We start from the raw sequence: 24,612 nt of genomic DNA on the forward strand, positions 1-24,612 counted from the left end.
GGCCGCCGACCACCGCTTCGGGGGAGCGGTCCTCAGCTGGGGCGGGCCATGGCCCTGACGAAGGCGCGCTCCACGTCGGCCGCGGACAGGACGCCGTAGATCTCACCGGTCTCCTCGACCACCAGGTACTCGGTCGCCGGGGTGGCGCGCAGGGCGTCCAGGAGCCCCTCCCCCGCCAGCTCCGCCGAGACGCGCATGCCGTCGGTGAGCTCCTGGGCGAGGCCGCCGACCGCGACCCAGGGGCGGCGGTGCTCGGGTACGCCGACGATGGCGGCCTCCCGGACGATCGACAGGGGGGTGCCGTCGGTGTCGACGACGACCAGGGCGCGGGCTCCGGCGGCGTTGGCGCGGCGCAGGGCCTCGGACAGCGGGGTGTCGGACTCGACGGGGACCGCGCGGCGGGTGAGGGTGCGGGCGCGCAGCTCGGGCAGGTGCTCGCGCAGGCGGGCCATGCGCAGGCTGTTGCCGGCGCCGGTCCAGATGATCGCGGCGAGGATCGCGGCGAGCAGGGCGTCCAGGACCGTGTCCATGCCGACGTTGTCCACGGCGTCGGAGCCGAGCGCGCCGGACTGGGTGAGCAGGGGCAGCCCGATGAGGACGGAGACGGCGAGGGCGCGGCCGACCCAGGCGGCGGCGACCGTGCCGCTCATCGGCTTGCCGGTGATCTTCCAGACGACGGCGCGGAGCATGCGGCCGCCGTCCAGGGGGAGGCCGGGCAGGAGGTTGAAGGCGGCCACGATCAGGTTGGAGATCATCAGGCCGGCCAGCAGGACGCCGGGGACGGTGCCGGGCTCCACGGGTTGCAGGGCGAGGTAGAACGCACCGGCGAGGACGAGGGAGAGCAGGGGGCCGACGAAGGCCAGGACGAACTCGCGGCCGGGGGTCTCGGCCTCCTTCTCGATCTCGGAGACGCCGCCGAAGAACTGGAGCTGGATGCGGCGGACCGGGAGCTTGAAGCGCAGGGCGGCGACGGTGTGGGCGAGTTCGTGGACCAGGACGGAGGCGTAGAAGGCCACCGCGAAGAAGAGGGACACCAGGTAGCGGGCGGCGCCGAGCTCGGGCAGCACGCGGTCGAGCTGCCCGCCGAACACCCAGGTGATCAGCGCGGCGACGAGGAACCAGCTGGGCGCCACGTACACGGGCACCCCGAACGGCCGCCCCATCAGCAGCCCTCCGCGGCTCTCCGGGGGCCGCTGCGGCGGCCGGCCCCGGCCGGTGCCGGAGCGCGCGTGCGCGCGGTCGTGGGGGTCACGGGCCGGAGCGGGGTCGCCGGCGGCGGGGGACGGCGGTGCGTGGCCGGGGGCGGGCTCGTCCGGGGTCCGCTTGCGGAGCGGGTCCCCGTGGGCCTCCCCGCGGTCCCGCTCCCGTACCGCGTCCCCGTCGGCCGGGCCGTCCGTCCCCTCCTCCGCCGTCCGGCCGTCGGCCGGGGCGCCCTCGCCGGGCTGCGGTTCCGGGGCGGTCGCGGGGGTGCCGGGGCGGCCGCTCGCGTCCGGGCCGGCAGGCGGGGTCGCAGGCCCCGCCTGGTGCTCGGCCGACTCGTCGTTGCCGGACCGCGGCTGCCCGCTCCCGCCGCTCACGTCCACGGTGTCCCCTCGTTCGAAGCGTCTCCCGCGCCTGCCGGGCGGGAGGGTCTCAGGTCGATGGTATGCGGCCGCGGCGCCCCGGTCCGCCCCGGCACCCCTGCGGCCGCCCTCCGCCGCGCACGTCACGGCCACGGCTGGGCACTGTCGGTGGCGGGCCGTAAGGTCTGGGGACATGGAGACGAGCACCGAGGGCGTCGCGCAGGCCCCCAGCAGCCCGGCCGCGTCGGCCGATCCGCCGGCCCCGGCCGGGCCGGCGACGACGGCGGCGGCCGCGGACACCGCTGCCCCCGCCGCGGCCGCCGCGGTCCCCGCCGCGCTCTCGCCCTCGCGCGCCAACGACTTCATGCAGTGCCCCCTGCTGTACCGGTTCCGCGTCATCGACCGGCTGCCGGAGAAGCCGAGCGAGGCGGCGACCCGGGGCACCCTGGTGCACGCCGTGCTGGAGCGGCTCTTCGACGCCCCGGCGGCCGAGCGCACGCCTCCGCGGGCGAAGGCCCTCGTCCCGGGCCAGTGGGAGCGGCTGCGCGAGACCAGGCCGGAGGTCGCGGAGCTGTTCGCGGACGATCCGGAGGGCGAGCGGCTGGCGCGCTGGCTCGGTGAGGCGGAGCGGCTCGTCGAGCGCTGGTTCACGCTGGAGGACCCGAGCCGCCTGGAGCCCGCCGAGCGCGAGCTGTTCGTCGAGGCCGAGCTGGAGTCCGGGCTGCGGCTGCGCGGCATCATCGACCGGGTCGACGTCGCGCCCACCGGCGAGGTGCGGATCGTCGACTACAAGACGGGCAGGGCGCCCCGGCCCGAGTACGCCGAGAGCGCCCTGTTCCAGATGAAGTTCTACGCCCTCGTCGTCTGGCGGCTGAAGAAGGTGGTCCCGCGCCGCCTCCAGCTCGTCTATCTCGGCAGCGGTGACGTGCTGACGTACGACCCGGTCCCCGCCGACCTGGAGCGCGTCGAGCGCAAGCTGCTGGCGCTGTGGGAGGCGATCCGGCAGGCGACCGAGACGGGCGACTGGCGTCCGCGCCCCACCAGGCTGTGCGGCTGGTGCGACCACCAGGCGCACTGTCCGGAGTTCGGCGGCACTCCCCCGCCCTACCCGCTGCCGGTCGGGGCGGCCGGGCCGGCGGCCGGGCCGCAGGGCAGAATGGGGCCGGACTAGCGAAGGAGACTTGCGTGGCCATCCGCGTCCTACTGGTCGACGACCAGCCTCTGCTGCGTACGGGCTTCCGGATGATCCTGGAGGCGGAGCAGGACATCGCCGTCGTCGGCGAGGCCGGGGACGGCCTCCAGGCCCTCGACCAGGTGCGGGCCCTGCAGCCCGACGTGGTGCTGATGGACATCCGCATGCCGCGGATGGACGGCGTGGAGGCGACCCGGCAGATCACCGGCCCCGGGCGGGACGGCCCGGCGAAGGTGCTGGTGCTGACCACCTTCGACCTCGACGAGTACGTGGTGGAGGCGCTGAGGGCCGGTGCCAGCGGCTTCCTGCTGAAGGACGCCCCGGCGGGCGAGCTGGTGCAGGCGATCCGCGTGGTGGCCGCCGGCGAGGCGATGCTCGCCCCGAGCATCACCAGGCGGCTGCTCGACAAGTACGCCACGCATCTCCCCTCGGGCGACGAGCCGGTCCCGGACGCCCTGCACACGCTCACCGACCGCGAGGTCGAGGTGCTGAAGCTGGTGGCGCGCGGACTGTCCAACGCGGAGATCGCCGCCGACCTGTTCGTCAGCGAGACCACCGTCAAGACGCACGTGGGTCATGTCCTGACCAAGCTGGGGCTGCGCGACCGGGTGCAGGCCGCGGTGTACGCCTACGAGAGCGGGCTGGTGCGCCCCGGCGCGCAGTAGGGCGGCCGGTGCGCGGCGCGGAAGGGCGCCCCCTCCGGGCGGAGGGGGCGCCCTTCCGCGTGGGTGGGCCCGTCCGTCAGGGCTTGCTGAGCTCCCAGAACCGGAACACGGTCGAGGCGTCCAGGCAGGACTCCAGGCCGTAGACGCCGTCCTGGACGACGGCGTACTGCTTGGCCTGCCAGACCGGGAGGACGGGGATCTCCTCGGCGACGATGTCCTGCAGCCGGCCGAACTCCTCGTCGGTGGCGGAGCGGTCGGTCTCGGCGGCGGTGCGCGGGATGAGCGAGCCGGTGATCGTGCTGTTGCCGTAGTTGTTGCCCAGCACGTTGCCCTTGCCGAAGAAGGGGGCCGTGAAGTTGTCGGGGTCGGGGTAGTCGGGGACCCAGCCCTTGACGTACACACCGTACCGGCCCGCGGCGACGTCCTTCTCGTACTGGTCGAAGGCGACCGACTCGACGTCGGCGTCGAACAGCCCGCTCGCGTTGAGCTGCTGCGCGATCGCCTCCATCTCCTGGTCGGTGGCCGGGCCGTAGCGGGACGGGGTCGACCACAGGGTCAGCTTCACCTTGCCGGTGATGCCCTCGGCGCGCAGCGCGGCGGCGGCCCTGGACCTGGAGGGGCGGGCGCCGTAGGTGTCGAAGAACGCCGTGTTGTGGCCCGCGATACCGGCCGGGACGATCGAGTACAGCGGGGTCGCCGTGCCCTGGTAGACGTCCTCGATGAGGGCGTCGCGGTCGAGCAGGTGGGCGATGGCCCGGCGCACGCCGCGCTTCCCGGCCACCGGGTCGTCCATGTTGAACACCAGGTGCTGGACCTCGGCGCTGCTGCCCTCGACGACCTCGACGCCGTTGCCGGTGCCGTCGTCGGCCTTCTCGATGTCCGCGATGTCGGTCGCGCTGAGGCCGCGGTAGGCGACGTCGACCTCGCCGTCCATGAGCGCCTTCTTCAGCGCGGTCTGGTCGCCGTGGAAGAACCTCAGGGTCACGCCGTCGTTCTGGGCCTCGGCGGTGCCCCTGTAGTGCTGGTTGATCGAGAAGACGGCCCGGTCCTCGCCGAACGACTCCAGCTTGTACGGGCCGGAGCCGACCGCCTCGCCGTCCTCGCGCAGCCCTTGCGCGTCGTACTGCCGGTGGTCGACGATGGAGCCGGCACCGGAGGCGATCTTGCTCGGGAAGGTGGCGTCGGGGGTGCCGAGGCGGAAGACGACGGTCTTCTCGTCCGGCGTCTCGACCTTCTCGAGCGTGGGGAACATGACCGCGGGGCCGTCGGGGTCGTTGATCGCCAGCATGCGGTCGAAGGAGAACTTGACGTCCTTCGAGGTGAGCGGGTCACCGTTGCTGAACTTGAGCCCGCTCTTCAGCGTGCAGGTGTAGACCTTCGTCGCGGTGTCCGTGAAGACGCACCTCTCGGCGGCCTCCGGCTGCGGCTCGGTGGCTCCCTTGGGGAAGCTCAGCAGGGACTGGAAGACGTTGTTGAACAGCAGCCAGGACCCTGGGTCGTAGCCGGCGGCCGGGTCCGTGGCCAGGACGTCGTCGGACATCCCCACCACCACGGAGGAGTCGCCGGCCGCGGATCCGCCGGTCTCCGTTCCACAGCCGGTCAACAGGCCGGAGGCCAGTCCGACCACGACGGGCAGGACCGGCCACGGGTTACGCACGTTCACTTGCAGGTGCCTTGTCGTTGCATGATCGGGCCCCGGAGCCGCCGTCCGGGGCCCCGGGGCAGGAGGGGTCAGCCGCTCACACCACGGCCGAGCTCCCACAGTTGCAGGGTCGAGGAGGAGTTGACGACGTACGCGGTGCCCGTCACGTCGTCCCGCGCGGCCACGTACTGCTTGCCCTGCCACAGCGGCAGCAGCGGTACGTCGTCGGCGACCATGTCCTGGATCTCCGTCAGGCTCTCGGTGGCGGAGAGCCGGTCGGCCTCGCGGCGGGAGTCCGGGATCAGGGAGTTGCGGATGGTGCTGTTGGCGTACGGCAGACCGAGGGTGTTGTCCTCGTCGAGGAACGGCGCGAGGTAGCTGTCGGCGTCGGGGAAGTCCGGGAACCAGCCCATGCCGTAGACGTCGTACTTGCCGCTCTGCTCGGCCGGGCGGAAGGTCTCCCAGGGGGTGCCCTTGATACTGACGTCGAACAGGCCGCTGGCGTTCAGCTGCTTCTGCAGCTCCTCGAACTCCTTCTTGGTGGCCGGGCCGTAGTGGTCGGTGGTGTAGTGCAGCGTCAGCTTCACCGGGGTGGTGACGTTGGCCTGGCTCAGCAGCGACTTGGCCTTGGTGACGCTCGGGTCGCCGTACCTGTTGAAGAACGAGTTGGAGTGGCCGGTGATGCTGGCCGGGACCATCGAGTACAGCGGCTCGGCCTGGGATCCGTAGACCTTGGAGATGAGCTCGTTGCGGTTGATGATCTGGGCCATCGCCTTGCGGACGGCCTTGGACCTCACCGTCGGCGCGTCGGTGTTGAAGCCCAGGTAGCGGATCTCCAGGCCGGGCATCTCGACGAGGTCGACGGCGTCGTCGGAGTCGTTGGAGAGCTTGCGGATCTGCTCCGGCGACATGGTGCGGGTCATGACGTCGATGTCGCCCTTGTCGAGCGCGGCGCCCATGGCGTCGGCGTCGGCGAAGGAGACCATCTCCACCTTGTCGTTGTTCACCTCCAACGTCCCCTTGTAACTGGGGTTCTTGGTGAACACGGCCTTGACCAGCTCGTTGTTCTTCACCTCGGACTCCAGCGTGTACGGGCCGGAGCCGTCCACGTCGAAGCCGTCGCGCAGCTCGTCCTTCGCGTAGTCGTCCGGGTTGACGATGCCCGCGACCGGGGTCGACAGCTTGAACGGGAAGGTGGCGTCGGCGGTCTTGAGGTGGAAGATGACCTCGCGGTCACCCTGCGTCTCGACGGTGTCGATGGTGGACAGCAGGGCGAACACGCCGCTGTCGGCCTTGATCGAGCGGGCCCGGTCGATGGAGTACTTCACGTCCGCCGCGGTGACGGGGTCGCCGTTCGCGAACTTCAGGCCGTCGCGCAGGGTGCAGGCGTAGCGCTCGTTGCCGGTGTCGGTGAAACCGCACTTCTCGGCGGCCTCGGGCACCGGCTCGCCGTCGCCGCGCGGCTGGACCATCAGGGTCTGCACGGTCTGGCGCAGGATGTTCCAGGTGCCGACGTCGTAGGCGTAGGCCGGGTCGAGAGGCGCGGGGACCTTCTTCGAGGCGGTGAACCGGTCCGTGGTGCCGACGACGATCGCGTCACCGCCGCCGCTGCCGCTGTCGGACCCGCCGCACGCGGCGAGCACCGGCGCGAGCAGGCCGACCACGGCCGGCAGCACCAAAGTCTTGCGGTTCATGCTCGATTTTCTCCAGAGCTGTCGGGTCCGTGTATCCGACATGCATGGGTGTCGCGGCGGATCACGGGTGGTAGGGGCGAGGTTCTCGCGATGAGATTAGTCCGCGCCCGCACGGGGGCTCGCGGCCACCGGAGTTGAGCCGCCATCACGCAGCGGAACCGGGCGCGGACAGACCGAAAACCCGACAGGGGAAGGATTAGTGCAGCGCTTCACCAATCAGGACACAAAGGCACCCCGGCGCCCACCGAAAAGGGGTGAACAGCACACGTGAGGCCGCCTGTCGACCCCTTGAGACGTGGGGAACGTCACACCGGGAACAAGGCGTACGGCTCCCGGAATACGTCCTGCCGGACGGGCTTGAATTCCTCCGACAAGCCTTCGCGTTCGACCTGGACTCGGGTTCCGGAATTCGGTCCCTATCGCCTCTGCACGCTGGGTGAAGGGTTAGCGCATTTGCGTCATCAGCCCGCGCAGAAATGCCAGGTCGACCTCTTCCAGCGAGGAGACGACGGTCCGCCGGGCGGCCGGGGCGATGGGGGCCACCGACGGCACCGCCACGACATGGCAGCCGGCCGCCTCCGCGGCGGCGACCCCGGTCACGGTGTCCTCGACGACGGCGCATCCGGCCGGGTCGACGCCGAGTCCGGCGGCCGCGGTCAGGTACGGGTCGGGGTGGGGCTTGGTGCGCGGCACCTCGTCCCCGGCGACGGTCAGGGCGAAGTGATGGGGGCCCAGCGAGGCCAGCACCCGGTCGATGATGCGCCGGTGCGAGGCGGAGACCAGGGCGGTGGGGATCTCGTGCTGGTGCAGCTCCGCCAGCAGCCGGGCGGCGCCCGGCATGAGCGGCAGGGAGTGGTCGATGCGGTCCTCGAAGCCCTTGTTCAGCAGCACGGTGAGCTCGGCGAGGCTGATGTCGGCGCCCGTGGCCTCGATCAGGAAACCGGCGCTGCGGGACATCGGACCGCCGACCACGACGTGGCGCCAGGACTCGTCGAGGGTGTGTCCGAGGGCGGCGAACACCTCGACCTCCACGTCCCACCAGAACCCCTCGGTGTCCACCAGGGTTCCGTCCATGTCGAGGAGCACGGCCTGCAGGGCGGAGTCTTGGGCCGTGGGGGTCTTCCCCGCTCGGGCGGAGCCGAGCACTCGGGGAAGGGTTCCGGGCGCGGGGACCGTACTCGTCATCCGGACGTGCCTCCTTGAGGGACGATCAGGCCGGTTCCCACGAGGGGAACCGGCCTGCGGTGGATCGACCAGTGTACGACGCATGCGGACGAAGCGCCTGGTACAGGCGGTACCCCGTGGCACACCGGTCACACGGCCGGGGTTCCCCGCCGTGCGACCGGGCGCCGTCCGGCGGCGTCCGGAGGGCCCGAAGGCCCCTCAGCGGGCGTTGAAGTACTTCGCCTCCGGGTGGTGGAGCACGATGGCGTCGGTGGACTGCTCGGGGTGGAGCTGGAACTCCTCCGACAGGTGGACGCCGATGCGCTCGGGCCGGAGCAGGTCGGCGATCTTGGCGCGGTCCTCCAGGTCGGGGCAGGCGCCGTAGCCGAGGGAGAAGCGGGCGCCCCGGTACTTCAGCTCGAACATGCCCTGCATCCCGTCCGGGTCCTCGCCGGCGAAGCCGAGCTCGGCGCGCACGCGCGCGTGCCAGTACTCGGCGAGCGCCTCGGCCAACTGCACGGACAGGCCGTGCAGTTCGAGGTAGTCGCGGTAGGCGTTGGCCTCGAACAGCCGGGCGGTCTCCGCGCCGATGCGCGAGCCGACGGTGACGACCTGGAGGCCGACGACGTCCGTCTCGCCGGACTCCTCCGGGCGGAAGAAGTCGGCCAGGCACAGCCGGCGGCCGCGGCGCTGGCGCGGGAAGGTGAAGCGGGTGCGCTCGTGGCCGGCCTCGTCCAGGAGGATCAGGTCGTCGTCCTTGGAGACGCACGGGAAGTAGCCGTAGACCACGGCCGCCTCCAGCAGGTTCTCCGTCTGGAGCCGCTCCAGCAGGCCGCGCAGCCGGGGCCGGCCCTCGGTCTCCACGAGCTCCTCGTACGTCGGCCCCTCGCCGGTGCGGGCCTGCTTCAGGCCCCACTGGCCCTTGAACAGGGCGCCCTCGTCCAGCCAGCTCGCGTACTCCTTGAGCTGGATGCCCTTGATCACCCGGGTGCCCCAGAACGGCGGGGTGGGGACGGGGTTGTCGGTGGCGACGTCGGAGCGGACATGCCCGGTCTCGGGCCGCTCCTCGATCTCCACGGCGGCCGCGCGCACCCGGCGCTGCTTGAGCTCGGGCAGCTTCGCGCCGGGCACGCCGCGCTTGACGCCGATGAGGGCGTCCATCAGGCGCAGGCCCTCGAAGGCGTCCCGGGCGTAGCGGACCTCGCCCTCGTAGATCTCGTGCAGGTCCTGCTCGACGTAGGCCCGGGTGAGGGCCGCGCCGCCGAGGATGACCGGGTAGCGGGCGGCCAGGCCGCGCTGGTTGAGCTCCTCCAGGTTCTCCTTCATGATCACCGTGGACTTCACCAGCAGGCCGGACATGCCGATCACGTCGGCCCGGTGCTCCTCGGCGGCCTCCAGGATCGCGGAGACCGGCTGCTTGATGCCGAGGTTGACGACGTTGTAGCCGTTGTTGGACAGGATGATGTCGACGAGGTTCTTGCCGATGTCGTGGACGTCGCCGCGGACGGTGGCCAGCACGATGGTGCCCTTGCCGGCCTCGTCCGTCTTCTCCATGTGCGGCTCCAGGTGGGCCACCGCCGCCTTCATCACCTCGGCGGACTGCAGCACGAACGGCAGCTGCATCTGGCCGGAGCCGAACAGGTCGCCGACCACCTTCATGCCGTCCAGCAGGGTCTCGTTGACGATCTCCAGGGCGGGGCGCTCGCGCAGGGCCTCGTCGAGGTCGGCCTCCAGGCCGTTGCGCTCGCCGTCGATGATGCGGCGCTTGAGGCGCTCGTCCAGCGGCAGGGCGGCCAGTTCCTCGGCCTTGGAGGCCCGCAGCGACTTGGCCGTCGCGCCCTCGAACAGCTGCATCAGCTTCTGGAGGGGGTCGTAGCCCTCGCGGCGGCGGTCGTAGATCAGGTCGAGGGCCGTGGTGACCTGCTCCTCGTCGAAGCGGGCGATGGGCAGGATCTTCGAGGCGTGGACGATCGCGGAGTCCAGGCCGGCCTTGACGCACTCGTCGAGGAAGACGGAGTTCAGCAGGATCCGGGCGGCCGGGTTGAGGCCGAAGGAGATGTTCGACAGGCCCAGCGTGGTCTGCACGTCCGGGTGGCGCCTCTTCAGCTCGCGGATCGCCTCGATGGTGGCGACGCCGTCCTTGCGGGACTCCTCCTGACCGGTGCAGATGGTGAAGGTCAGGCAGTCGACGAGGATGTCCTCCTCGCGGATGCCCCAGGTGCCGGTCAGGTCGGCGATCAGCCGTTCGGCGATCTCGACCTTCTTCTCGGCGGTGCGGGCCTGGCCCTCCTCGTCGATGGTCAGCGCGATCAGCGCCGCCCCGTGCTCCTTCGCCAGCTGCGTGACCTTCGCGAAGCGGGACTCGGGGCCGTCGCCGTCCTCGTAGTTCACGGAGTTGATCACCGCGCGCCCGCCCAGCTTCTCCAGGCCGGCGCGGATGACGTCGACCTCGGTGGAGTCCAGCACGATCGGCAGCGTGGAGGCGGTGGCGAAGCGGCCGGCCAGCTCCTCCATGTCGGCGACGCCGTCCCGGCCGACGTAGTCCACGCACAGGTCGAGCATGTGCGCGCCCTCGCGGATCTGCTCGCGGGCCATCTCCACGCAGTCGTCCCAGCGCCCCGCCAGCATGGCCTCGCGGAACTTCTTCGAGCCGTTGGCGTTGGTGCGCTCGCCGATGGCCAGGTACGAGGTGTCCTGGCGGAACGGCACGCTCTGGTACAGGGAGGCGGCGCCCGGCTCCGGGCGCGGGTCGCGCTCGGGCGGGGTGACGCCCCGCACCCGCTCGACGACCTGGCGCAGGTGCTCGGGGGTGGTGCCGCAGCAGCCGCCGACCAGGGACAGGCCGTAGTCCCGGACGAAGGTCTCCTGCGCGTCGGCCAGGCCCTCGGGGCCGAGCGGGAAGTGGGCGCCGTCCTTGGTGAGGACGGGCAGGCCCGCGTTCGGCATGCACAGCAGCGGGATACGGGAGTGGCGCGTGAGGTAGCGCAGGTGCTCGCTCATCTCGGCGGGGCCGGTGGAGCAGTTCAGGCCGATCATGTCGATGCCGAGCGGCTCCAGCGCGGTGAGGGCGGCGCCTATCTCGGAGCCGAGCAGCATCGTGCCGGTGGTCTCGAAGGCCATCGAGACCAGCAGGGGCACCTCGGCGCCGGTCGCCTCCATGGCGCGGCGGGCGCCCAGGACCGAGGCCTTCGTCTGGAGCAGGTCCTGGGTGGTCTCCACGATCAGCGCGTCGGCGCCGCCGGCGAGCAGGCCCTCGGCGTTGGCCTGGTAGCCGTCGCGGATCGTGCCGTAGGGGATGTGCCCGAGGGTGGGCAGTTTGGTGCCGGGGCCGACCGAGCCGAGCACCCAGCGGGGCCGGCCGTCCCGGGCCGCGTGCTCGTCGGCCACCTCGCGGGCGATGCGGGCGCCGGCCTCGGACAGCTCGTGGATCCGGTCGGAGATCTCGTACTCCGCCATGGCGGAGTGGTTGGCGCCGAAGGTGTTGGTCTCGACGCAGTCGACACCAACGGAGAAGTACGCGTCGTGGACCGCGCGGACGATGTCCGGCCGGGTCACGTTCAGGATTTCGTTGCAGCCTTCGAGGTTCTCAAAGTCCTCGAGCGTCGGGTCCTGGGCCTGGAGCATGGTGCCCATCGCGCCGTCGGCGACCACCACACGGGTGGCGAGCGCCTCGCGCAGGGCGGACACACGGGTCCGGCTGTCGGTGGAAGAGGTGGGCGGCAACGAGGCCATGAAGGGCTCCCTCGGATGCGACGGCTGTCGGCTTTGCGTCTCTTCCCGGGAAACTCCGCGCGGAACGCCCCGGGAGGGCGCACGCCGCCAGAGTAGCCGGGACCGGGGCCCGGTGGTCAGGGCGTCCACGGGACGGACGGGACGCGGGCGGGCGGGGCGGCGGGCGGGGGGCCGCCCTCGGCGCCTCCCGGCGGGCTCCGGGAGACTGCCCGGGACACATGGCGCAACGGAATGACTGCCGACCATTAGCAAGAGGTCGACATCGACCGGTAGTGTTCGGCATTGCCGAACGGCGGCAGCGACGTCGCGAGTCGACGCTCGACAGGGACGGAGGCAGTACGGCGATGGCACGGAACATCCAGTCGCTCGAACGGGCGGCCGCGATGCTGCGGCTGCTCGCGGGCGGCGAGCGGCGGCTCGGCCTGTCGGACATCGCCTCCTCGCTGGGCCTCGCCAAGGGCACCGCCCACGGCATCCTGCGCACCCTCCAGCAGGAGGGCTTCGTGGAGCAGGACGGCGCCTCCGGGCGCTACCAGCTGGGCGCCGAGCTGCTGCGCCTGGGCACGACGTACCTCGACGTCCACGAGCTGCGGGCCCGCGCCCTCGTGTGGACGGACGACCTGGCCCGCTCCAGCGGCGAGAGCGTCCACCTCGGCGTCCTGCACCAGCAGGGCGTGCTGATCGTGCACCACGTCTTCCGGCCCGACGACAGCCGGCAGGTGCTGGAGATCGGCGCCATGCAGCCGCTGCACTCCACGGCCCTCGGCAAGGTGCTCTCCGCCTACGACCCGGTCGCGCGCAGCGAGGCCCTGGAGGCCGACCGCAAGGCGTTCACCGACCGGACCGTGTGCGAGCCGGACGCCTTCGAACACCTCCTGGACCTCACCCGCGCGCGGGGCTACGCCGCCGACGTCGAGGAGACCTGGGAGGGCGTCGCCTCCATCGCCGCCCCCGTCCACGACCGGCGCCGCATGCCGGTCGGCGCGGTCGGCATCACCGGCGCCGTGGAGCGGCTGTGCCGGGACGGGGAGCTGCGCCCCGAGCTGATCGCGGCGGTGCGGGACTGCGCCCGCGCGGTGTCGCGGGACCTGGGCGCCGGGCGGTTCTGAGGGCCGTCGGGCCCCCGCGGCGGACCGGGACGTCGTACGGCGTCCCGGTCCTCGCCCTGCCCGGACGCGCGGGTCCGGCGACATCCGGCGCACCTCGGCCGAAAAGACCGGCAATCCGCAGCGATCGATAACGATCCCGCATTCGGCACCACGCCTCTTGACGCACGCATAACGCCGAGGCAAGACTCCCGTCCATCGGTCGGCATTGTCGAACACTTACCGGCAATACGCGCTAGAGTGTGACAACGCCAAGGGACCGGCATCGCTCTCACCCCCATGAGGGCGCCAGAGCCCCGGAGGGACCCGGGGCTCGGCTTCCCTGGACGAAGGACAAAGGAGTCGCGGGTGTCCAGCTCCGACATCTTCATCGGCGAGACCATCGGTACCGCCATACTCATCCTGCTCGGCAGCGGGGTCTGCGCCGCCGTCACGCTGAAGGCCTCCAAGGCCCGCAACGCCGGATGGCTCGCCATCACCTTCGGGTGGGGCTTCGCGGTCCTCACCGCGGTCTACACCACGGCGCCGCTGTCCGGCGCCCACCTGAACCCGGCCGTGACCCTCGCACTCGCGATCAAGGACGGCACCTGGGGCGACGTCCCGGCCTACTGGGCCGGACAGCTCCTCGGCGCCATGATCGGCGCGGCCCTGGTCTGGCTCGCCTACTACGGCCAGTTCCACGCCCACCTCACCGACCGGGAGATCGTCGGCGGTCCGGGCGCGCAGGCCACGACGGCCAAGGCCGTGGAGGCCCGGGAGAAGGGCGCCGGGCCGGTTCTGGGCATCTTTTCCACCGGACCGGAGATCCGGGTCGTGTGGCAGAACCTCGCAACGGAGATCGTCGGCACCGTCGTCCTGGTGCTCGCCGTCCTCACCCAGGGACTGAACGACAGCGGCAACGGTCTCGGCACCCTGGGCGCCCTGATCACCGCGCTCGTGGTCGTCAGCATCGGTCTCTCCCTCGGCGGCCCGACGGGTTACGCCATCAACCCCGCCCGTGACCTCGGTCCGCGCATCGTGCACGCCCTGCTGCCCCTGCCCAACAAGGGCGGCTCCGACTGGGGCTACGCCTGGATCCCGGTCGCCGGTCCGCTGATCGGCGGCGCGATCGCCGCAGGCGTCTACAACGTCGCATTCGCTTAGGAGCACCGAGCCCGCCGCACACCAGGGCACTCACAGCACGCGCCGTACGCACAGCCCCACCACCACGGAACCCCCCAGGAGCACACAGTGACCGACGCCCACACCGCCGGCCCCTTCATCGCCGCCATCGACCAGGGCACCACCTCCTCCCGCTGCATCGTCTTCGACCGCGACGGCCGGATCGTCTCCGTCGACCAGAAGGAGCACGAGCAGATCTTCCCCAAGCCCGGCTGGGTCGAGCACGACGCCACCGAGATCTGGACCAACGTCCAGGAGGTCGTCGCCGGGGCCATCGCCAAGGCCGGCATCACCCGCGACGACATCAAGGCCATCGGCATCACCAACCAGCGCGAGACCACCGTGCTGTGGGACAGGAACACCGGCGAGCCCGTCCACAACGCCATCGTCTGGCAGGACACCCGCACCGACGCCCTGTGCAAGGAGCTCGGCCGCAACGTCGGCCAGGACCGCTTCCGCCGCGAGACCGGCCTGCCCCTCGCCTCCTACTTCGCCGGCCCCAAGGCCCGCTGGCTGCTCGACCACGTCGACGGCCTGAAGGAGCGCTGCGAGGCGGGCGACATCCTCTTCGGCACCATGGACACCTGGGTCATCTGGAACCTGACCGGCGGCGTCGACGGCGGCCGGCACGTCACGGACGTCACCAACGCCTCCCGCACCCTGCTCATGAACCTCCACACCATGGAGTGGGACGAGCGGATCTGCGAGTCCATCGGCGTGCCGAAGCAGATCCTGCCCGAGATCCGCTCCTCCGCCGAGGTGTACGGCGAGATCAAGGGCGGGACGCTGGGCGAGCTGCTCGGCGGCATCCCGGTCGCCTCCGCGCTCGGCGACCAGCAGGCGGCCCTGTTCGGCCAGACCTGCTTCTCCGAGGGCGAGACCAAGTCGACGTACGGCACCGGCACCTTCATGGTGATGAACACCGGCGAGAAAATCATCAACTCCTACTCCGGGCTGCTCACCACGGTCGGCTACCAGATCGACGGCCAGAAGCCGGTGTACGCCCTGGAGGGCTCCATCGCCGTCACCGGCGCGCTGGTGCAGTGGATGCGCGACCAGATGGGCCTGATCTCCACCGCCGCCGAGATCGAGACCCTCGCGCTGTCGGTCGAGGACAACGGCGGCGCCTACTTCGTGCCGGCCTTCTCCGGCCTGTTCGCCCCGTACTGGCGCTCCGACGCCCGCGGGGTGATCGCCGGCCTGACCCGGTACGTCACCAAGGCGCACCTCGCGCGCGCCGTCCTGGAGGCCACCGCCTGGCAGACCCGGGAGATCGCCGACGCCATGACGAAGGACTCCGGCGTCCAGCTGGCCACGCTCAAGGTCGACGGCGGCATGACCTCCAACAACCTGCTGATGCAGACGCTCTCGGACGTCCTGGACGCGCCCGTGGTGCGCCCGATGGTCGCCGAGACCACCTGCCTCGGCGCCGCCTACGCCGCCGGTCTCGCCGTCGGCTTCTGGAACAGCACCGACGACCTGCGCGCCAACTGGCGGCGGGCCGCCGAGTGGACCCCCCGCATGGACGCGGACACCCGCGACCGTGAGTACAAGAACTGGCTCAAGGCCGTCGAGCGGACCATGGGCTGGCTCGAGGACGAGGAGTAAGAACCGCATGACCAGTCAGTCCGCCCTGCAGTCCGTGCCTGCCCTGGGCACGCACCCGGCCTCCGGCTCGAACCCGAGCCGCGCCGAGACCCGGGAGCAGCTCTCCAAGGCGTCGTACGACCTCCTCGTGATCGGCGGCGGCATTCTGGGCATCTCCACCGCCTGGCACGCCGCGCAGTCCGGTCTCAGGGTGGCCCTGGTCGACGCCGGCGACTTCGCCGGCGCCACCTCCTCCGCCTCCTCCAAGCTGCTCCACGGCGGTCTGCGCTACCTGCAGACCGGCGCGGTGAAGCTGGTGGCGGAGAACCACTTCGAGCGCCGTGCGGTCTCCCGGCAGGTGGCTCCCCACCTGGCGAACCCGCTCACCTTCTACCTCCCCGTGTACAAGGGCGGGCCGCACGGCGCGGCGAAGCTCGGGGCGGGCGTCTTCGCCTACTCCGCGCTCTCCGCCTTCGGCGACGGCGTGGGCCACCTGCTCAGCCCGGCCAAGGCCGCGCAGGACGTGCCCGAGCTGCGCACCGAGAACCTCAAGGCCGTGGCCGTGTACGGCGACGACCAGATGAACGACGCCCGGATGGCGCTGATGACGGTCCGCGCGGCCGTCGAGGCGGGCGCGGTCGTCCTCAACCACGCCGAGGTGACGGGCCTGCGCTTCACCCGGGGCCGGGTGACCGGCGCCGAGCTGAAGGACCGCCTGTCCGGCGCCGAGTTCGGCATCGACGCCCGCCTGGTGCTGAACGCCACCGGCCCGTGGATCGACCACCTGCGGAAGCTGGAGGACCCGAACGCCGCGCCGTCCATCCGCCTGTCCAAGGGCGCGCACCTGGTCCTGAAGCGCACCTCCCCCTGGCGGGCCGCGCTGGCCACCCCGATCGACAAGTACCGCATCACCTTCGCCCTCCCCTGGGAGGACATGCTGCTGCTCGGCACCACCGACGAGGAGTACGAGGGCGACCCGGCGGACGTGGCGGTCGACGAGAAGGACATAGCCCAGATCCTGGACGAGGCCGCCTTCTCCATCCGCGACCAGCAGCTGGACCGGGACCTGATCACGTACGCCTTCGCGGGCCTGCGCGTGCTGCCGGGCGGCCCCGGCGACACCGCCAAGGCCAAGCGCGAGACGGTCGTCACCGAGGGCCGGGGCGGGATGCTGTCCGTCGCGGGCGGCAAGTGGACCACCTTCCGCCACATCGGCCGTACGGTGATGAAGAAGCTGGAGTCGCTGCCGGGCCGGCCGCTGGGCGACGACTTCGAGCCGGTCTCCTCGCTGCCGAAGAAGCTGCCGCTGCCGGGCGTCGCCAACCCGCGCGCGGTCGCCCACCGCCTGCTGGTGGACCACCCGGCGCCCGGCCCGCGCATGGCGGTGGACACCGCCCGGCACCTGGCCACCCACTACGGGTCGCTGGCCTTCGACATCGCCCGGCTCGCCAACGAGAACCCGAAGCTCGGCGAGCGCGTCCACCCGGACGCCCCGGAGATCTGGGCCCAGGTCGTGTGGGCCCGGGACCACGAGTGGGCCGAGACGGTCGACGACGTGCTGCGCCGTCGTACGACGCTGACGATCCGCGGCCTGGCCACGGACGAGATCCGCGCGAAGGTCCAGGACCTGCTGGACGGGAAGTAGGCGCACCGCGCCGAGGGGCGGCTCCGCACCGGCGGGGCCGCCCCTTCCGTCACCTCCTCGCCCCCGCGGCCGGGCTCGGGCCGGCGTCCCGGCCGTCCCCGCCGGCAGCGTCTCGCCGCGCGGGCCGTGCGGCGCGGAGCCGCCCGGCCGGGTGAGGCACCGGGGCCGGGCGGGGGTGTTCCGGGGGGACTGCCGGGGCAGTGATGGGGGCACTCCCCGTGCGAGGGGGCTGCGGACGCCCCGGTGGCACGCCGTAAGGTTGGGACGTACGCGAGGGCACGTCGGAAGGAGGCGCTGGGTGATCGAGCTGGAGGGGGTTCCCGAGCTGATCGACCCAGTCATGGTGGCCGCGTTCGAGGGCTGGAACGATGCCGGCGACGCCGCCTCCACCGCGGTCGCTCACCTGGAACGGGAGTGGAAGGGCGAGGTGTTCGCGGCGCTGGACGCCGAGGACTACTACGACTTCCAGGTGAACCGTCCCACGGTGTTCCTGGACGGCGGCGTCCGTAAGATCACCTGGCCGACGACGAGGTTGTCGGTGGTCCGGATCGGCGGCGAGAAACCGCGCGACCTGGTCCTCGTCCGGGGTATCGAACCGTCCATGCGCTGGCGCTCGTTCTGCAACGAGCTGCTCGGCTTCGCCCACGAGCTGGGTGTCGAGCTGGTGGTCATCCTGGGCGCCCTGCTCGGCGACACCCCGCACACCCGCCCGGTCCCGATCAGCGGGACCACCTCCGACCCGGACCTGGCCCGCCGCATGGACCTGGAGGAGACCAAGTACGAGGGCCCCACGGGCATCGTCGGCGTCCTCCAGGAGGCGTGCACGCACGCCGGCGTGCCGGCGGTGTCGCTGTGGGCGGCCGTCCCGCACTACGTGTCGCAGCCGCCGAACCCGAAGGCCACGCTGGCCCTCCTCAACCGCCTGGAGGACCTGATCGACGTGCGCATCCCGCTGGGCGAGCTGCCCGAGGACGCGCGCGCCTGGCAGGTGGGCGTGGACCAGCTGGCCGCCGAGGACAGCGAGGTCGCCGAGTACGTCCAGACGCTGGAGGAGGCCCGGGACACCGCGGAGCTGCCGGAGGCGTCGGGCGAGGCGATCGCCCGCGAGTTCGAGCGGTACCTGCGGCGCCGGGACGGGGCCGGCCCGTCCGGCGGGCACGCCACGGCGGAGGGCGGCGACGGCCCGCCCGGCACCCCGTACCGGCGGGACAACCCCGGCGGCCGGACCCGGCCGCCGAAGCCGCCGAAGGCGGGCGCGGACGACGAGGAGCCGCCCGAGGACTGAACCCGGCCGGTTCGGCGGGGCGCGGGGTCCTGGGCGGGGCGCCGGGCGGTCGCCGGGCGCCCCGATGCGTCCGGGCCGGGGCCGGCCGGCGGACGCGCGCACCCTCCCCTACGGCCGCCCCCGGGGCCGTCCGGCGAGAAGGGGCGCCCGCTCCGCCGGGGGAACGGCGGAGCGGGCGCCCCTCAGGAACGCCTAGAGCGCGACGCCGAGCAGCGCGTCGACGGCGCGCGACACGAGACCGGGCGCGCCCGTGTCCGTGCCGCCGCTCTCCTGCTGGAGCGCGGCCCAGCGGTCGACCGCGGCGAGCGCGGCCGGGGCGTCCAGGTCGTCGGCGAGCGCGTCGCGGATCTCCTCGACGAGCGCGTCGGCGGACGGGCCGTCGGGCCGGGACACCGCGGAGCGCCACCGGCCGAGCCGGGCGACGGCGTCCCGCAGCACCTGGTCGGTCCACTCCCAGTCGGACCGGTAATGGTGGGAGAGCAGCGCGAGCCGGATGGCGGCGGGGTCGACCCCGTCGCGCCGCAGCTGCGAGACGAAGACCAGGTTCCCCCGGGACTTGGACATCTTCTCGCCGTCCAGGCCGACCATGCCGGCGTGCACGTACGCCTTGGCCATCGGGAACTCGCCGGTCAGCACCTGGGCGTGGGAGGCGCCCATCTCGTGGTGCGGGAAGGCGAGGTCGGAGCCGCCGCCCTGGACGTCGAAGCCCATGCCGAGGTGGTCGAGGGCGATGGCCACGCACTCGATGTGCCAGCCGGGCCGGCCCCGGCCGAGCGAGCCGCCGTCCCAGCTGGGCTCGCCGTCGCGGGCCGCCATCCACAGCATGGGGTCGAGCGGGTTCTTCTTCCCGGGCCGGTCCGGGTCGCCGCCGCGCTCGGCGGACAGCAGCCGCATGGCCGCGGCGTCGAGCCGGGAGACCTTCCCGAAGTTCGGGTCGGACCCGACGGAGAAGTAGACGTCGCCTTCGAGTTCGTAGGCGGCGCCGAGGTCCCGCAGCCGCTCCACGAGCGGCACGATCCCGGGTATGGCCTCCACGGCGCCCACGTAGTGCTGCGGCGGAAGCATCCGCAGGGCCGTCATGTCCTCGCGGAAGAGGGCCGTCTCCTTCTCGGCGAGGGCGGCCCAGTCGACGCCGTCCCGCTCGGCCCGCTCCAGCAGCGGATCGTCGACGTCGGTGACGTTCTGGACGTAGTGAACCTGCCGCTTGGTGTCGAGCCACACGCGCTGCACGAGGTCGAACGCGTTGTAGGTCGCCGCGTGCCCCAGGTGCGTGGCGTCGTACGGGGTGATGCCGCAGACGTAGAGACGGGCGACGGGACCGGGGCGGAGGGTGACGAGGCCGCCGGTCGCGGTGTCGTGGATCCTCAGGTCGCGGCCCTGACCGGGCAGGGCGGGGACCTCGGAAGCGGGCCAGGCATGCATGTCATGAGCCTAACCGGACGGAAGTTCCGGATACGAACCGGACCAGGCCGGATGGCCGGTGCGGCGTTCTTGCGCCCGGCCGGCCGATGTGCTCCGCCGCCGCTCCGGTGCGTGCCTACACGGGTGGCCAGGGAATCGCCGGCCATGCCCCGCCCGGCTCCGGATGCCTTCCGGACTCCAGCAGCGCCTCGACCCGCGCGCGCGTGGCGTCGATCTCGGCGGCGGTGATCAGCTCGGCCAGTCTCGTCGTGAGGGCCCCGCCGTCCTTCAGCCCCTCCCGCAGCAGGCCGAGCACCGCCAGGGCCTCCTGGGTCAGCGGCTCCCCCGCCCAGCCCCACAGCAGCGTGCGCAGCTTGTCCTCGACGTTGAAGGTGACGCCGTGGTCGATGCCGTACAGCCGTCCCCCGGCGGCGGGCAGCAGGTGCCCGCCCTTGCGGTCGGCGTTGTTGATCACGGCGTCCAGCACGGCCAGCCGCCGCAGCCGCTCGTCGTCGGCGTGCACGAGCAGCGCGGTCCGTCCCTCGCCGACCTCGGCGAACCCGATGGCCTTCCAGCCCGGCTCCGGCTCCTCGCCCTCGACCAGCGCGAGCAGCTCGGCGTCCGGCACGGCCTCGATCCACAGCTGGCACATGCCCTCGCCGTAGGGCCCCTCGCGGAGCACCGTGGGCGGGACGAGGCCCCAGCCGGTCGCCTCGGAGACCTCGTACGCGGCGACCTCGCGCCGGGCGAGCGTGCCGTCGGGAAAGTCCCACAGGGGGCGCTCACCGGCGACCGGCTTGTAGACGCAGGCGGCCTGTTCGCCCTCGTGGGTCACCGTGCAGTACAGCGCCGCGTTGGACGCCTCGCGGATGCGGCCGCGCACGGTCAGCTCGCCGTGCGCGAGCAGGTCGGCGGCCGTCACGCTCCGCGGCGGTATCCGTTCTGGCGCGGACATACGTGTCCTTCCGGGTCGAGCGGGAGGCTGCACAGCGGGCACGGCGGCCGCCCGGCGTTGACGATGTCGAGGGCGCGCTTGGCGAAGGCCCGGGCCTGTGCGCCGGTCAGCCGGACCCGCAGCATCGGGGGCCCGTTCTCCTCGTCCTGCAGGAGCCGCTCCTCGGCCTCGGCGAGGTCCTCGTCGGAGTCGGCTTCGAGCTCCACCAGGGCCTGCGCCTCGACGATCATGCGCTGCTCCTCGCCGTCCCAGGCCAGCGCCATGGTGCCGACCCGGAACTCCTCCTCGATGGGGGTGTCCAGCGGGGCGGTGTCGGTGATCTCGGCGGGCGCCACGGCGGGGACGGCGGCGCTGCCGCCGCTGCGGCGCACGACCTCGTCAAGGAGCTCGTCCATGCGTTCGGCGAGCGCGGCGACCTGGGTCTTCTCCAGGGCCACGCTGGTCACCCGGGAGCCGGCGGAGGCCTGGAGGAAGAACGTACGACGCCCGGGCAGTCCGACCGTACCGGCCACGAAGCGGTCCGGTTGGTCGTAGAGGAACACCTGACGGGACACGTCCTGTCTCCATTGAGAGTCGGGGAAGGCACTGCTGCGACCGCTTCACCCTACTGCGGCCGACGATCACGGTGCGCCCGCACCGCCCCCGACGGGGGCGTCGTCGCCGGGGTCCGTCTCGCGCGGCACCAGGGACGCGAAGTCGCCGGTGTCGCCGAGGCGGACGAGGAACGGCCGCAGCCGGGTGTAGCGGATCACGGTGACGGAACACGGTTCGACGGAGATCCGCTGGAAGAGGTCGAGGTGAAGTCCGAGTGCGTCCGCGACGAGGGACTTGATGATGTCGCCGTGCGAGCACATGAGGTACACCGCGTCGGGCCCGTGGTCGCGCTCCACGCGCGCGTTCCACTCGCGCACCGCTTCGGCGGCGCGCGTCTGCATCGCCCGCATGGACTCGCCGCCGGGGAAGGCCGCCATCGAGGGGTGCGCCTGCACGACCTCCATCAGCGGCTCGTCCTTGAGATCGGCGAGCTTGCGGCCGGACCAGTCGCCGTAGTGGCACTCCCCGATGCGTTCGTCGGTGTGCGCCGTGCGGCCCCGGTCCTGGAGCAGCGGCCGGATCGTCTCCTGGCAGCGCTGGAGCGGGCTGGTGACGATCTCGGCGAGGGGCAGCCCGGCGAGGCGCCCGGGCAGGGCGGCGGCCTGTGCGGCCCCGCGTTCGTCGAGGCCGACGCCGGGCGTCCAGCCGGCGAGCAGTCCCTCGGAGTTGGCGGTGGAGCGTCCGTGCCGGACCAGGATCAGCGTGGGCATGCGGCCCAGGGTAGGCGTATGCCGCCTGCCGCGGGGGAGGAGAAGACGGGGCCCGTCGGCCCACGGATGAGAGGAGAACACGTTCGGTGATCGTCGACTGCGCCATCTACCGTGACGGCCACCGTACGGAGGGCCCTGAGGACTTCTCCGACGCGCTGAGCGAGGCCCGGGGAGCGGGCGGTTTCGTCTGGGTCGGGCTGCACGAACCGACCGAGGAGGAGTTCGACCTGGTCACGCAGGAGTTCGCGCTGCACCCCCTGGCGGTCGAGGACGCCCTCAAGGCGCACCAGCGGCCCAAGCTGGAGGTCTACGAGGACTCCCTCTTCATGGTCCTCAAGCCGGTCGGGTACGAGCCGGACAGCGACACCGTCTCCACCGGCGAGGTCATGGTCTTCCTGGGGGACGCGTTCGTGGTGACCGTCCGTCACGGGGAGGGCGCCCCGCTCAAGGCCGTGCGGCACCGCCTGGAGCAGGAGCCCGAGCTGCTCGGGAAGGGCCCCACCTCGGTGCTGTACGCGATCGCCGACGCCGCCGTCGACCACTATCTGGACGTGGCGACCGAGCTGCAGGCCGACCTGGAGGGGCTGGAGGCGGAGGTGTTCTCGCCGGAGGACGGCGGCTCGCGCCACACCGCGTCCAGGATCTACAACTTCAAGCGGCAGATCCTGGAGTTCCGCCGGGCCACCGGCCCGCTGGCGCTGCCGCTGACCCGTCTCGCGGGCAACGGCCCGTTCGGCGCCGCGGTGCCCTTCGTGGACGACAAGGCGCGGCCCTTCTTCCGCGACGTGCACGACCACCTCACGCGCGTGAACGAGTCGGTGGAGGGCCTGGACCGGCTGGTGTCGGACATCCTGTCGGCGCATCTGGCGCAGATGAGCGTGCGGCAGAACGACGACATGCGGAAGATCTCCGCGTGGGCGGCCATGGCCGCGATCCCCACGATGATCGCGGGGATCTACGGCATGAACTTCGACCACATGCCGGAGCTGCACTGGGTGTGGTCGTATCCGGCGCTGATCGCCGTGATGGCCGTGCTGGAGGTGCTGGTCTTCCGGCTCTTCAAACGGCGCGGCTGGCTGTAGGCCGCGGGGCCGCCCGGCCCGCCGGGGCCGGGCGGCCGGCGCCGCGATGCGCGCGCTCTCCCGGCCGCCCCGTGCCCCGTCGGCCGCGACGGGACACGGCGGCCGGAACGACTCGTCGACGACGGCGCTCCCCTGCCCCCCGCGCCGGAACACGCTCTTGGCCGAAAACATCGGCCGAGCCCTTCCCGGGGGCCGCACCCCCTGCGCGGGCTCCGCACAGAACGGGTCGAGCGGCCCGACCAGGGGGCGGGAGGCGTAACCGAGGGGGCACGCGCGCGTTGGTCCTCCCGACGGCCGTGGCGGGGCGGGCCCCCGAGCCCCCACCACGGCCGCGGAGAGCTCCGCCGGCCGCACGCGTCCGGGCGGACCCGGCGCGTCCTAGGCGAGCCCGGCGCGTTCCAGGGCCTGGACGCCGGCGCGGAGCGAGGCGATCCGGTCGTCGAGGGTGAGGCCCGCGGGGGCGAGCGTCAGGGTGGTGACGCCGGCCGCGGCATAGGCCTTCATCCGGTCCGCGATCCGGTCGACCGACCCCAGCAGCGTGGTGCTGTCGATCAGGTCGTGCGGTACGGCGGCCGCGGCGCCCTGCTTGTCGCCGGACAGGTACTTGTCCTGGATCTCGGCGGCCTCCCGCTCGTACCCCATGCGCCGGGCGAGCTGGTTGTAGAAGTTCTGCTTGCGGCTGCCCATGCCGCCGACGTACAGGGCGGTGTAGGGACGGAAGGTGTCGGCGAGCGCGGCGACGTCCTTGTCGTCGCCGACGGCGAGGGGGAGCGTCGGGCAGACGTCGAAGCCGTCGAGGGTCCTGCCCGCCTTCTCGCGGCCGGCGCGCAGGTGCCTGATCGCGGTCTCCTCCAGGTGGTCCGCGGAGGGGAAGATGAGGAGCGCGCCGTCGGCGATCTCACCGGTCTGTTCGAGGTTCTTCGGGCCGATCGCGGCGATGTAGAGCGGGATGTGCTCGCGCTGCGGGTGCACGGTCAGCTTGATCGGCTTGCCCGGGCCGCCGGGCAGCGGCAGCGTCCAGTGCTCGCCCTCGTGGGTGAGCCGCTCGCGCGTCATCGCCTTCCGCACGATCTCGACGTACTCGCGGGTGCGGGCGAGGGGCTTGTCGAACCTGACGCCGTACCAGCCCTCGGAGACCTGCGGGCCGGAGACGCCGAGGCCGAGCCGGAAGCGGCCGCCGGAGAGGGAGTCCAGGGTGGCGGCGGTCATCGCCGTCATCGCGGGCTGGCGGGCCGGGATCTGGAAGATGGCCGAGCCGACGTCGATGCGTTCGGTCTGCGCGGCGACCCAGGTGAGCACGGTGGCCGCGTCGGAGCCGTAGGCCTCCGCGGCCCAGCAGACGGCGTACCCGAGCCGGTCGGCCTCCTGGGCCACGGCGAGATTGTCCGCGTCCATTCCCGCACCCCAGTAGCCGAGGTTGATCCCGAGCTGCATG

18 protein-coding genes are annotated in these 24,612 nt (G+C 72.3%); 8 read left to right on the top strand and 10 right to left on the bottom strand.

Annotation, left to right across the window (positions count from 1 at the left end; genetic code table 11):
* Window positions 1-32 precede the first annotated feature (32 nt).
* Window positions 33-1,583 (bottom strand): site-2 protease family protein, encoded by a 1,551-nt coding sequence (locus ACIBAI_RS19620; RefSeq protein WP_399035850.1) that lies wholly within the window; start codon window positions 1,581-1,583, stop codon window positions 33-35.
* A 172-nt stretch (window positions 1,584-1,755) separates the two neighbouring features.
* On the opposite strand from ACIBAI_RS19620, the gene ACIBAI_RS19625 reads away from it, so the two are divergent.
* Together ACIBAI_RS19625 and ACIBAI_RS19630 are read left to right on the top strand one after the other, a co-directional pair.
* Window positions 1,756-2,733: a RecB family exonuclease gene (locus ACIBAI_RS19625; RefSeq protein ID WP_399035853.1), complete on the top strand. Its 978-nt coding sequence runs from the start codon at window positions 1,756-1,758 to the stop codon at window positions 2,731-2,733.
* A gap of 14 nt (window positions 2,734-2,747) precedes the next feature.
* Window positions 2,748-3,419 carry a response regulator gene (locus ACIBAI_RS19630; RefSeq protein WP_399035856.1) on the top strand — a complete coding sequence of 224 codons (672 nt, stop codon included), beginning with the start codon at window positions 2,748-2,750 and terminating at the stop codon, window positions 3,417-3,419.
* A 76-nt stretch (window positions 3,420-3,495) separates the two neighbouring features.
* On the opposite strand, the gene ACIBAI_RS19635 is transcribed toward ACIBAI_RS19630, so the two are convergent.
* The 4 genes from ACIBAI_RS19635 to metH all read right to left on the bottom strand — a co-directional run bounded on the left by ACIBAI_RS19635 (window position 3,496) and on the right by metH (window position 11,651).
* Entirely contained in the window at window positions 3,496-5,082 is a 1,587-nt protein-coding gene (locus ACIBAI_RS19635; RefSeq protein ID WP_399035857.1) for an ABC transporter substrate-binding protein, read from the bottom strand.
* Window positions 5,083-5,150: 68 nt separating this feature from the next.
* A complete protein-coding gene (locus ACIBAI_RS19640) occupies window positions 5,151-6,755 on the bottom strand; it encodes an ABC transporter substrate-binding protein (RefSeq protein WP_399035859.1) in 1,605 nt (534 codons plus the stop codon).
* 444 nt (window positions 6,756-7,199) lie between these two features.
* A complete protein-coding gene (locus ACIBAI_RS19645; protein ID WP_399035861.1) occupies window positions 7,200-7,940 on the bottom strand; it encodes an HAD family hydrolase in 741 nt (246 codons plus the stop codon).
* A 198-nt stretch (window positions 7,941-8,138) separates the two neighbouring features.
* Window positions 8,139-11,651, bottom strand: coding sequence for a methionine synthase (gene metH, locus ACIBAI_RS19650; protein ID WP_399035863.1), 3,513 nt, complete (start codon window positions 11,649-11,651; stop codon window positions 8,139-8,141).
* A gap of 344 nt (window positions 11,652-11,995) precedes the next feature.
* On the opposite strand from metH, the gene ACIBAI_RS19655 reads away from it, so the two are divergent.
* The 5 genes from ACIBAI_RS19655 (at window position 11,996) to ACIBAI_RS19675 (ending at window position 18,435) form a co-directional block, all read left to right on the top strand.
* Window positions 11,996-12,760 carry an IclR family transcriptional regulator gene (locus tag ACIBAI_RS19655; RefSeq protein WP_399035865.1) on the top strand — a complete coding sequence of 255 codons (765 nt, stop codon included), beginning with the start codon at window positions 11,996-11,998 and terminating at the stop codon, window positions 12,758-12,760.
* Window positions 12,761-13,105: 345 nt separating this feature from the next.
* Window positions 13,106-13,900, top strand: coding sequence for an MIP/aquaporin family protein (locus ACIBAI_RS19660; protein ID WP_399035866.1), 795 nt, complete (start codon window positions 13,106-13,108; stop codon window positions 13,898-13,900).
* Window positions 13,901-13,987: 87 nt separating this feature from the next.
* Window positions 13,988-15,526: a glycerol kinase GlpK gene (gene glpK, locus ACIBAI_RS19665; RefSeq protein ID WP_399035868.1), complete on the top strand. Its 1,539-nt coding sequence runs from the start codon at window positions 13,988-13,990 to the stop codon at window positions 15,524-15,526.
* Between the two features lie 7 nt (window positions 15,527-15,533).
* On the top strand, window positions 15,534-17,150 hold the full coding sequence (locus tag ACIBAI_RS19670) for an FAD-dependent oxidoreductase (protein WP_399035870.1): 1,617 nt from the start codon (window positions 15,534-15,536) through the stop codon (window positions 17,148-17,150).
* 298 nt (window positions 17,151-17,448) lie between these two features.
* Window positions 17,449-18,435, top strand: a complete 987-nt coding sequence (locus ACIBAI_RS19675; RefSeq protein WP_399035872.1) for a PAC2 family protein — start codon at window positions 17,449-17,451, stop codon at window positions 18,433-18,435.
* A 192-nt stretch (window positions 18,436-18,627) separates the two neighbouring features.
* On the opposite strand, the gene mshC is transcribed toward ACIBAI_RS19675, so the two are convergent.
* The 4 genes from mshC to ACIBAI_RS19695 form a co-directional block, all read right to left on the bottom strand.
* Complete coding sequence (gene mshC, locus ACIBAI_RS19680; RefSeq protein WP_399035874.1) at window positions 18,628-19,857, bottom strand: cysteine--1-D-myo-inosityl 2-amino-2-deoxy-alpha-D-glucopyranoside ligase; 1,230 nt, start codon at window positions 19,855-19,857, stop codon at window positions 18,628-18,630.
* 115 nt (window positions 19,858-19,972) lie between these two features.
* Window positions 19,973-20,791 carry an SCO1664 family protein gene (locus ACIBAI_RS19685; protein WP_399035876.1) on the bottom strand — a complete coding sequence of 273 codons (819 nt, stop codon included), beginning with the start codon at window positions 20,789-20,791 and terminating at the stop codon, window positions 19,973-19,975.
* Window positions 20,755-21,345: a DUF3090 domain-containing protein gene (locus ACIBAI_RS19690; RefSeq protein ID WP_399035878.1), complete on the bottom strand. Its 591-nt coding sequence runs from the start codon at window positions 21,343-21,345 to the stop codon at window positions 20,755-20,757. The genes ACIBAI_RS19685 and ACIBAI_RS19690 overlap by 37 nt, the downstream gene beginning before the upstream one ends.
* A gap of 66 nt (window positions 21,346-21,411) precedes the next feature.
* A complete protein-coding gene (locus tag ACIBAI_RS19695; RefSeq protein ID WP_399035881.1) occupies window positions 21,412-22,095 on the bottom strand; it encodes a histidine phosphatase family protein in 684 nt (227 codons plus the stop codon).
* Window positions 22,096-22,181: 86 nt separating this feature from the next.
* Between ACIBAI_RS19695 and corA the strand changes: the two genes are divergently transcribed.
* On the top strand, window positions 22,182-23,177 hold the full coding sequence (gene corA, locus ACIBAI_RS19700; RefSeq protein ID WP_399035883.1) for a magnesium/cobalt transporter CorA: 996 nt from the start codon (window positions 22,182-22,184) through the stop codon (window positions 23,175-23,177).
* Window positions 23,178-23,555: 378 nt separating this feature from the next.
* Here corA and ACIBAI_RS19705 read toward each other — a convergent pair whose 3' ends face one another.
* The gene (locus ACIBAI_RS19705; RefSeq protein WP_399035884.1) at window positions 23,556-24,611 is read right to left on the bottom strand and encodes an LLM class F420-dependent oxidoreductase; all 1,056 of its coding nucleotides are present in this window, start codon (window positions 24,609-24,611) and stop codon (window positions 23,556-23,558) included.
* Window position 24,612: the final 1 nt, after the last annotated feature.

Source organism: Streptomyces sp. NPDC051041 (genome assembly GCF_044456065.1).
In the GTDB taxonomy this organism is placed as follows: domain Bacteria; phylum Actinomycetota; class Actinomycetes; order Streptomycetales; family Streptomycetaceae; genus Streptomyces; species Streptomyces glaucus.